Genomic DNA, 7,734 nt, shown 5'->3' with positions numbered 1-7,734 from the left:
ATTACAACCTGTTGTCAACCACCTCGTTGAAATTTTTTCAGGAATTTCAACAGCTTACTGCCTGCCTCGCGGCGATGTCTCGCTGCGGGAGCCGAATAATACAGCATTAAAGTAGGCCGTCAACCCTGCCCAATAATTAAATTCTTAACAAAGCCCCCGCGCCCAATCCAAGCGCTGCCAAGGCCCACGCAAGGCATTACCCTGCACAAGGTAATGCCCAAACCACAGGCACCAAGCCTGCCTAACCCTTTCAGGATGAAGCCCCTATGCCGCTGACCCACCGCCCAGTCCAAACCACCGACATCCCCGCCATCTGCTGCTTCCCCCAGGGCCCGGACGAACTGTTCTACATGTTCCCCAAAGCCACCTACCCGCTGACACCCAACCAACTGAGCGAGGCCATTGCCCAGCGCAGCGGTTCGACAGTGGTCGAAGAGGACGGCGTACTACTGGGCTTCGCCAACTTCTATAAAGCAGAAGCCGGCGGCATCTGTGCGCTCGGTAACGTAGTGGTCGCCCCCGCCGCACGCGGCAAGGGCGTGGCGCGCTATCTGGTGCAGTGCATGATCGCACTGGCCCGCGAACAGTTCGCAGCGCAGGAAATCTGGGTGTCGTGCTTCAACCACAACACCGCGGGCTTGTTGCTTTATCCGCAGCTTGGGTTCACTCCCTTCCATATAGAGGAACGCCAGGCACCGGATCACAGCCGGGTTGCACTGGTACAGATGAAGCAGCTGCTGGGCTGACTGCGCGCCTCACCGCCCCGCCGCCGCAAACGCCTGCAACTGTGGATAGAACGCCCGAAAATCCGTCAGCAACGGCTCATACAGGCGCTCCAGTTCCCCCATCACCCCTTGCAGGCCTTCCGGTCGCGACAAACGCCGGGCGATGCCGCCAAACACCTGCTCCAGGGTGGCGAAATTGCCATACGCCCCCAGCCAGTCATCGGCAGCCATGAACGGCGCAATACGCGCCAGCCGCCCCGGCAATTGCGGCTCGGCCAACAGCACACGGTAGAAGTTGCCGGTGAACTGCGCCAATGGCTGGTCGGCGTACTCCCCCCAGTACCGCGCCAGGCAGTGGTCGAAGAACACATCCAGAACGATCCCGGCATAACGCCTGCGCTCACGCGGGAAGCGCGCCAGCGCGGCCAGCACCAATGGATGGCTGTCGGTATAGCTGTCGATCTGCCGGTGCAAGCGGATCGCGGCTTCCAGTTCCGGCGCAAAGCGCCCTTCCAGCGCGCCTTTGACGAAATCGCCATACAGGCTGCCGAGCAGTTGTTGCGGCGCCGGGCCGCCCAGGTGCAGGTGTGCGAGGTAATTCATGGCCGCAGTCTAGCACCGCGCCAACCTATATCGTCATAACCCGATATAGCGATTCTCGATCAGCTCAGACCCTTTTCATATTTGTATATCGCGAAATACCGATTTATATTTCGCTCCATCGCGATATACCGCTATACACCACGAGCCTATCCATGCCACTCGATCTCGACGAAATAATAAAAGCCCTGTCCCACCCGGTACGGCGAGAAATCCTCAGCTGGCTGAAGGACCCGGCCGCGCAGTTCCCCGACCAGCATCACAGCACCGAACAGGGTGTGTGTGCCGGGCAGATCGACCAACGCTGCGGCCTGTCGCAGTCGACCGTCTCGGCCCACCTGGCGACCCTGCAGCGCGCCGGCCTGATCAGCAGCCAGAAGATCGGCCAATGGCACTTCTTCAAACGCAACGAGGCCACCATCCAGGCGTTCCTCGCGCAGATGAGCCAAGAGCTCTGACAAGGACCTTGCAATGCCCCTTTCCTTATTGATCCTGGCCCTCAGCGCCTTCGCCATCGGCACCACCGAGTTCGTCATCATGGGCCTGCTACCCGATGTCGCACAGGACCTGGGTGTCAGCATCCCCGGTGCCGGCTGGCTGGTGACCGGCTACGCCCTGGGCGTGGCCATCGGCGCGCCGTTCATGGCCCTGGCCACCGCCCGCCTGCCGCGCAAGGCCGCGCTGGTGGCGCTGATGGGCGTGTTCATCATTGGCAACCTGCTGTGCGCGGTGGCCGGCGACTACGACCTGCTGATGTTCGCCCGGGTGGTCACCGCGTTGTGCCACGGCGCGTTCTTCGGCATCGGCTCGGTGGTGGCGGCCAGCCTGGTGCCGGCCAACCGCCGCGCCTCGGCCGTCGCGCTGATGTTCACCGGCCTCACCCTGGCCAACGTACTGGGTGTGCCGCTGGGCACTGCGCTGGGCCAGGTCGCCGGCTGGCGTTCGACGTTCTGGGCGGTGACCGGCATCGGCGTGGTCGCACTGCTCGGCCTGCTGCGCTTCCTGCCACGCCAGGCCGAAGAGCAGAGCGTGAACATGCGCGCCGAACTGGCCGCGCTCAAAGGCGCCGGCATCTGGCTGTCGCTGAGCATGACCGTGCTGTTTTCGGCGTCGATGTTCGCCCTGTTCACCTACGTTGCGCCGCTGCTCGGTGATGTCACCGGCGTGTCGCCACGTGGCGTGACCTGGACCCTGCTGCTGATCGGCCTGGGCCTGACCCTGGGCAATATTGTCGGCGGCAAGCTCGCCGACCGCCGCCTGGGCGCCACCTTGATGGGTGTGTTCACCGCCATGGCCGTGGTGTCCACCGCGCTGAGCTGGACCAGCACGGCGCTGGTGCCCGCCGAGATCACCCTGTTCCTCTGGGCCACCGCCGCCTTCGCCGCCGTACCGGCACTGCAGGTCAACGTGGTCACCTACGGCAAGGCAGCACCTAACCTGGTGTCGACCCTCAATATCGGCGCATTCAACCTGGGCAACGCTCTGGGCGCCTGGGTGGGCGGCAGCGTCATCGCCCACGGCTTCGGCCTGACCCGCGTGCCGCTGGCTGCGGCGGCCCTGGCTGTACTGGCGCTGATCGTCACCCTGATCACCTTCAACCAGCGCGGCAGCGACGCCGAGCTGGCCACGGTTTCCAATTGATAGCTGCGAGGCAATCGGTATGACCACGCTGTTCGATCCAATCACACTGGGCGACCTGCAACTGCCCAACCGCATCATCATGGCCCCGCTGACCCGTTGCCGTGCCGACGAAGGCCGGGTACCCAACGCGCTGATGGCCGAGTACTACGTGCAACGCGCCAGCGCCGGGCTGATCCTCAGCGAAGCGACCTCGGTCACCCCGATGGGGGTCGGCTACCCCGACACCCCAGGTATCTGGAACGACGAGCAGGTACGCGGCTGGCACAACGTCACCAAGGCCATCCATGGCGCCGGCGGGCGCATCTTCCTGCAGCTGTGGCACGTCGGGCGCATCTCCCACCCGTCGTACCTGAACGGTGAGCTGCCGGTAGCCCCCAGCGCCATCCAGCCCAAGGGCCACGTGAGCCTGGTGCGGCCGCTCAGCGACTACCCCACCCCGCGCGCCCTGGAAACCGAAGAGATCGCCGACATCGTCGAGGCCTACCGCAGCGGTGCCGAGAACGCCAAGGCTGCCGGTTTCGACGGTGTGGAGATCCACGGCGCCAATGGCTACCTGCTCGACCAGTTCCTGCAGAGCAGCACCAACCAGCGCACCGACCGCTACGGCGGCTCGCTGGAAAACCGTGCGCGGCTGCTGCTGGAGGTAACCGACGCGGCCATCGAGGTGTGGGGCGCCGGCCGCGTCGGCGTACACCTGGCACCGCGCGCCGATGCCCACGACATGGGCGACGCCGACCGCGCCGAGACATTCACCTACGTGGCCCGGGAACTGGGCAAGCGGGGCATCGCGTTCATCTGTTCACGGGAGAAGGAAGCCGACGACAGTATTGGCCTGCTTATAAAGGATGCGTTCGGCGGCCCGTACATCGTCAACGAGCGATTCGACAAAGCCAGCGCCAATGCCGCCCTGGCCAGCGGCAAGGCCGATGCGGTGGCCTTTGGCATCCCGTTCATCGCCAACCCCGACCTGCCGGCCCGGCTGGCGGCCGATGCGCCGCTCAATGCGCCGCATCCGGAAACCTTCTATGGCAAGGGGCCGGTGGGCTACATCGATTACCCGCGGCTGTGAGCCATACCCTGGGCTGCTTTGCAGCCCTTTCGCCGGCAAGCCGGCTCCCACACAATGAACTTGCACGTCCTCTGTGGGAGCTGGCTTGCCAGCGATTGGGCCGCATAGCGGCCCCTTGCATCAACGCTTCTTGCCGCCAAGCAACGACCCCATCAACCCGCGTACCAACTGCCGCCCCAACTGGTTGGCCGCCTGGCGCACCGCCGACTTGATCGCCTGCCCGGCCGCACTCTGCAGGAACTCGCCGGCCTTGTCGGCCAGGCTTTCCTCATCGGCCTTGGGCTGGGGCGCAGGCTCCAACGGCGCACCTTTGCGTTGCAAGAGCATTTCATAGGCCGACTCGCGGTCGATCGGTTTGTCGTAACGGCCCAGCAATGGCGAAGCCGCGATCAACGCGCTGCGCTCGGCCGCGCTCAACGGCCCGATCCGCGACTGCGGCGGGGCAATCAGCACCCGCTGGACCACGGCCGGCGTGCCCTTTTCTTCCAGGGTACCTACCAGCGCCTCACCGATACCCAGTTCGGTCAGCACCGTCAGGCTGTCGAACCCAGGGTTTGGGCGAAAGCCATCGGCCACGGCACGCAACGACTTCTGCTCCTTGGCGGTGAACGCCCGCAAGCCGTGCTGGATACGCAAGCCCAACTGGGCCAGCACGGTGTCCGGGAGATCGCCCGGCGACTGGGTGACGAAATACACCCCCACGCCTTTGGAGCGGATCAGCCGCACCACTTGCTCCAGGCGGTCCTGCAACGCCTTTGGCGTATCGTTGAACAGCAGGTGGGCCTCATCGAAGAACAGCGCCAGTACCGGTTTGTCGGCATCACCGCGCTCAGGCAGTTGCTCGAACAGCTCGGCGAGCAGCCACAGCAGGAAGGTCGCATAGACCTTGGGCGCCTCATGCACCAGGCGGCTGGCGTCGAGCAGATGGATGCGGCCACGGCCGTCGCGGTCCGGGTGCAGCAAGTCCTCCAATTGCAGCGCTGGCTCGCCGAACAGCGCCTCGGCGCCCTGCTGCTCCAAGGTGGCCAGCCGGCGCAGCAGGGCTTGGGTCGAGGCACTGGTCATCAGCGCGCTGTCCTCGCCGAGCAGTTGCGGGTTGTCCTTCAAGTGCGCCAACAAGGCCTTGAGGTCCTTGAGGTCGAGCAACAACAGCCCCTCACGATCAGCCACCTTGAACGCCGCATACAAGGCCGCCTGCTGGCTGTCGGTAAGCTCCAGCAAGTTGCCCAGCAGCAAGGGGCCCATTTCGCTCAGGGTGGTACGCAAAGGGTGCCCGGACTGGCCGGCGATATCCCACAAGGTGACCGGGTAGGCCTGCGGCCGGTGGTTCAGCCAAGGCATCCCGGCGATGCGCTCGGCCACCTTGCCCTGCGGCGCGCCGGCCGCGCCCAGGCCACACAGGTCGCCCTTCACATCAGCGGCGAACACTGCCACACCGGCATCGCTGAACAGCTCGGCCAGATGCTGCAAGGTGACGGTCTTGCCGGTACCTGTGGCACCCGCCACCAGCCCATGGCGATTGGCCAGGCGCATGGCCTGGGACACCGGCTGACCGTCAGGGCCAGCGCCTACAAGCATTTGAAAAGAATCCGACATCTTCTTCATCCTTTGCTCAAGTTCTGCGTGGTAACGGCCGATATTTCAAAATGATTCCAAACAGAAAGACAGTTACAACCCGAAAAGGACCCACGGGACCTGTTGCACTGTTTTCCCACCGTGCTTTGTGCGAACGACCCGATAAAAAAACCTTAGCGGACGCGATCACGTCATGAATAAAAGCCTTCGTTTCAGCCACAAGATTCTTATGGCGGCATCACTCATCGTGATCCTCGCCTTCAGCCTGTTCACCCTGTACAACGACTACCTCCAGCGTAATGCCATTCGCGAGAACCTGGAGAATTACCTGGCTGAGATGGGCGAATCCACGTCCACCAACATCCGCAACCTGTTCGAAGGGCGCATCAAGCTGGTCGAGAACGTCGCCCAGAACCTGGCCCAGTACCCACAGAACATTGGCACCCTGCTGGGCCAGAATGCCCTCACTTCCAGCTTCCTGACCATCTATCTCGGCCAGCCCGACGGCACCTTCACCGTGCGCCCGGACACCAAGATGCCCGATGGCTACGACCCACGCGTGCGCCCCTGGTACAAGGACGGCCTGAACGCCAATGGGCCGATGCTCACCGAACCCTACATCGACATGGCCACCAACAAGATGGTCATCTCGATCATCAGCACCGCTTCGCGCTCGGTCGGCGTGGTCGGTGGCGACCTGGCCCTCGATGGCCTGGTCGAGATCATCAACTCGCTGAATTTCGGCGGCATGGGCTATGCCTTCCTGGTCAACGACCAGGGCAAGATCCTGGTGCACCCGGACAAGAACCTGGTGATGAAGTCGCTGTCGGACCTGTTCCCGCAGCACACACCGAAACTGTCCCGTGAGTTGACTGAAGTCGAACTCGATGGCCAGACCCGCCTGCTGACCTTCACCCCGGTCAAGGGCCTGCCTTCGGCCAACTGGTACATCGGCCTGTCGGTAGACAAAGACAAAGCCTTCACCATGCTCAGCAACTTCCGCACCTCGGCGGTCATCGCCACCCTGGTGGCGGTGGTGATCATCATCGCCCTGCTAGGCCTGCTGATCCGTGTGCTGCTGCAGCCGCTGCACACCATGACCCGCGCCATGGAGAACATTGCCGAAGGTGAAGGCGACCTGACCCGCCGCCTGCAGATCGACAACCACGACGAGTTCGGCATTCTCGGCACGGCGTTCAACCGCTTCGTCGAACGCATCCACACCTCGATCCGCGAAGTGTCCTCGGCCACCGAGCAGGTCAACGAAGTGGCCCTGCGGGTGATCAGCGCCTCCAACTCGTCGATGAGCAACTCCGACGAGCAGTCCAACCGCACCAACAGCGTCGCTGCCGCCATCAACCAACTGGGCGCCGCCGCCCAGGAGATCGCCGGCAACGCCGCCCAGGCGTCGCAGCACGCAAGCTCCGCACGCCTGCTGGCCGAGGAAGGCCAACACGTGGTGCAGCGCAACATCGATGCGATGAACCGCCTGTCGGACCTGATCGTCACCTCCAGCTCGCACATCGAGACGCTCAACAACAAGACCGTCAACATCGGCCAGATTCTCGAGGTGATCACCAGCATCTCGCAGCAGACCAACCTGCTGGCGCTCAACGCCGCCATCGAGGCTGCGCGTGCCGGTGAAGCCGGGCGTGGCTTTGCCGTGGTCGCCGATGAAGTGCGCAACCTGGCCCACCGCACCCAGGAGTCGGCGCAGCAGGTGCAGACCATGATCGAGGAGCTGCAAATCGGCGCCCGCGAGTCGGTCGACACCATGGGCCAGAGCCAGCGCCACAGCCAGGACAGCATGGAGATCGCCAACCAGGCCGGCGAACGCCTGGGCAGCGTGACCCAGCGCATCGGCGAAATCGACGGCATGAACCAGTCGGTGGCCACCGCCACCGAAGAGCAGACCGCCGTGGTCGACTCGATCAACATGGACATCAACGAAATCAACATGCTCAACCAGGAAGGCGTCGAGAACCTGCAGGCCACCCTGCGCGCCTGCTCGGACCTCGAGCAGCAGGCCGGCCGCCTGAAGCACCTGGTCGGCAGCTTCCGCATCTGACCTTCTGACCGAGTTGCCTGCTTCGCGGGTGAACCCGCTCCCACATGGACCGCGCT

Annotated in this window: 7 protein-coding genes and 1 pseudogene; 6 read left to right on the top strand and 2 right to left on the bottom strand. The window is 63.9% G+C overall.

Going from position 1 to position 7,734, the window contains the following annotated elements; all coding sequences use genetic code 11:
- Positions 1 to 266: 266 nt before the first annotated feature.
- Positions 267 to 746 carry a GNAT family N-acetyltransferase gene (locus tag DM373_RS18370; RefSeq protein ID WP_110994932.1) on the top strand — a complete coding sequence of 160 codons (480 nt, stop codon included), beginning with the start codon at positions 267 to 269 and terminating at the stop codon, positions 744 to 746.
- A gap of 9 nt (positions 747 to 755) precedes the next feature.
- Here DM373_RS18370 and DM373_RS18365 read toward each other — a convergent pair whose 3' ends face one another.
- A complete protein-coding gene (locus DM373_RS18365) occupies positions 756 to 1,328 on the bottom strand; it encodes an acyl carrier protein phosphodiesterase (protein WP_110994931.1) in 573 nt (190 codons plus the stop codon).
- A gap of 152 nt (positions 1,329 to 1,480) precedes the next feature.
- On the opposite strand from DM373_RS18365, the gene DM373_RS18360 reads away from it, so the two are divergent.
- Genes DM373_RS18360 through DM373_RS18350 form a run of 3 tightly spaced genes read left to right on the top strand, consistent with a single transcriptional unit; the run spans position 1,481 to position 4,035 of the window.
- The gene (locus DM373_RS18360; RefSeq protein ID WP_110994930.1) at positions 1,481 to 1,783 is read left to right on the top strand and encodes an ArsR/SmtB family transcription factor; all 303 of its coding nucleotides are present in this window, start codon (positions 1,481 to 1,483) and stop codon (positions 1,781 to 1,783) included.
- 13 nt (positions 1,784 to 1,796) lie between these two features.
- Positions 1,797 to 2,966, top strand: a complete 1,170-nt coding sequence (locus tag DM373_RS18355) for an MFS transporter (protein ID WP_110994929.1) — start codon at positions 1,797 to 1,799, stop codon at positions 2,964 to 2,966.
- A 19-nt stretch (positions 2,967 to 2,985) separates the two neighbouring features.
- The gene (locus DM373_RS18350; protein WP_110994928.1) at positions 2,986 to 4,035 is read left to right on the top strand and encodes an alkene reductase; all 1,050 of its coding nucleotides are present in this window, start codon (positions 2,986 to 2,988) and stop codon (positions 4,033 to 4,035) included.
- 120 nt (positions 4,036 to 4,155) lie between these two features.
- On the opposite strand, the gene DM373_RS18345 is transcribed toward DM373_RS18350, so the two are convergent.
- A complete protein-coding gene (locus DM373_RS18345) occupies positions 4,156 to 5,631 on the bottom strand; it encodes a helicase HerA-like domain-containing protein (protein ID WP_110994936.1) in 1,476 nt (491 codons plus the stop codon).
- Between the two features lie 172 nt (positions 5,632 to 5,803).
- Between DM373_RS18345 and DM373_RS29775 the strand changes: the two are divergent.
- Both DM373_RS29775 and DM373_RS29770 read left to right on the top strand, forming a co-directional pair.
- A pseudogene (locus DM373_RS29775) lies at positions 5,804 to 6,820 on the top strand (HAMP domain-containing protein); the annotation flags it as partial.
- Positions 6,821 to 6,913: 93 nt separating this feature from the next.
- Positions 6,914 to 7,678 carry a methyl-accepting chemotaxis protein gene (locus DM373_RS29770; protein WP_425272599.1) on the top strand — a complete coding sequence of 255 codons (765 nt, stop codon included), beginning with the start codon at positions 6,914 to 6,916 and terminating at the stop codon, positions 7,676 to 7,678.
- Positions 7,679 to 7,734: the final 56 nt, after the last annotated feature.

The organism is Pseudomonas sichuanensis, assembly GCF_003231305.1.
In the GTDB taxonomy this organism is placed as follows: domain Bacteria; phylum Pseudomonadota; class Gammaproteobacteria; order Pseudomonadales; family Pseudomonadaceae; genus Aquipseudomonas; species Aquipseudomonas sichuanensis.
The sequence above is the reverse complement of the archived record's forward strand: the minus strand, read 5'-3'. Positions and strand labels throughout refer to the sequence as shown.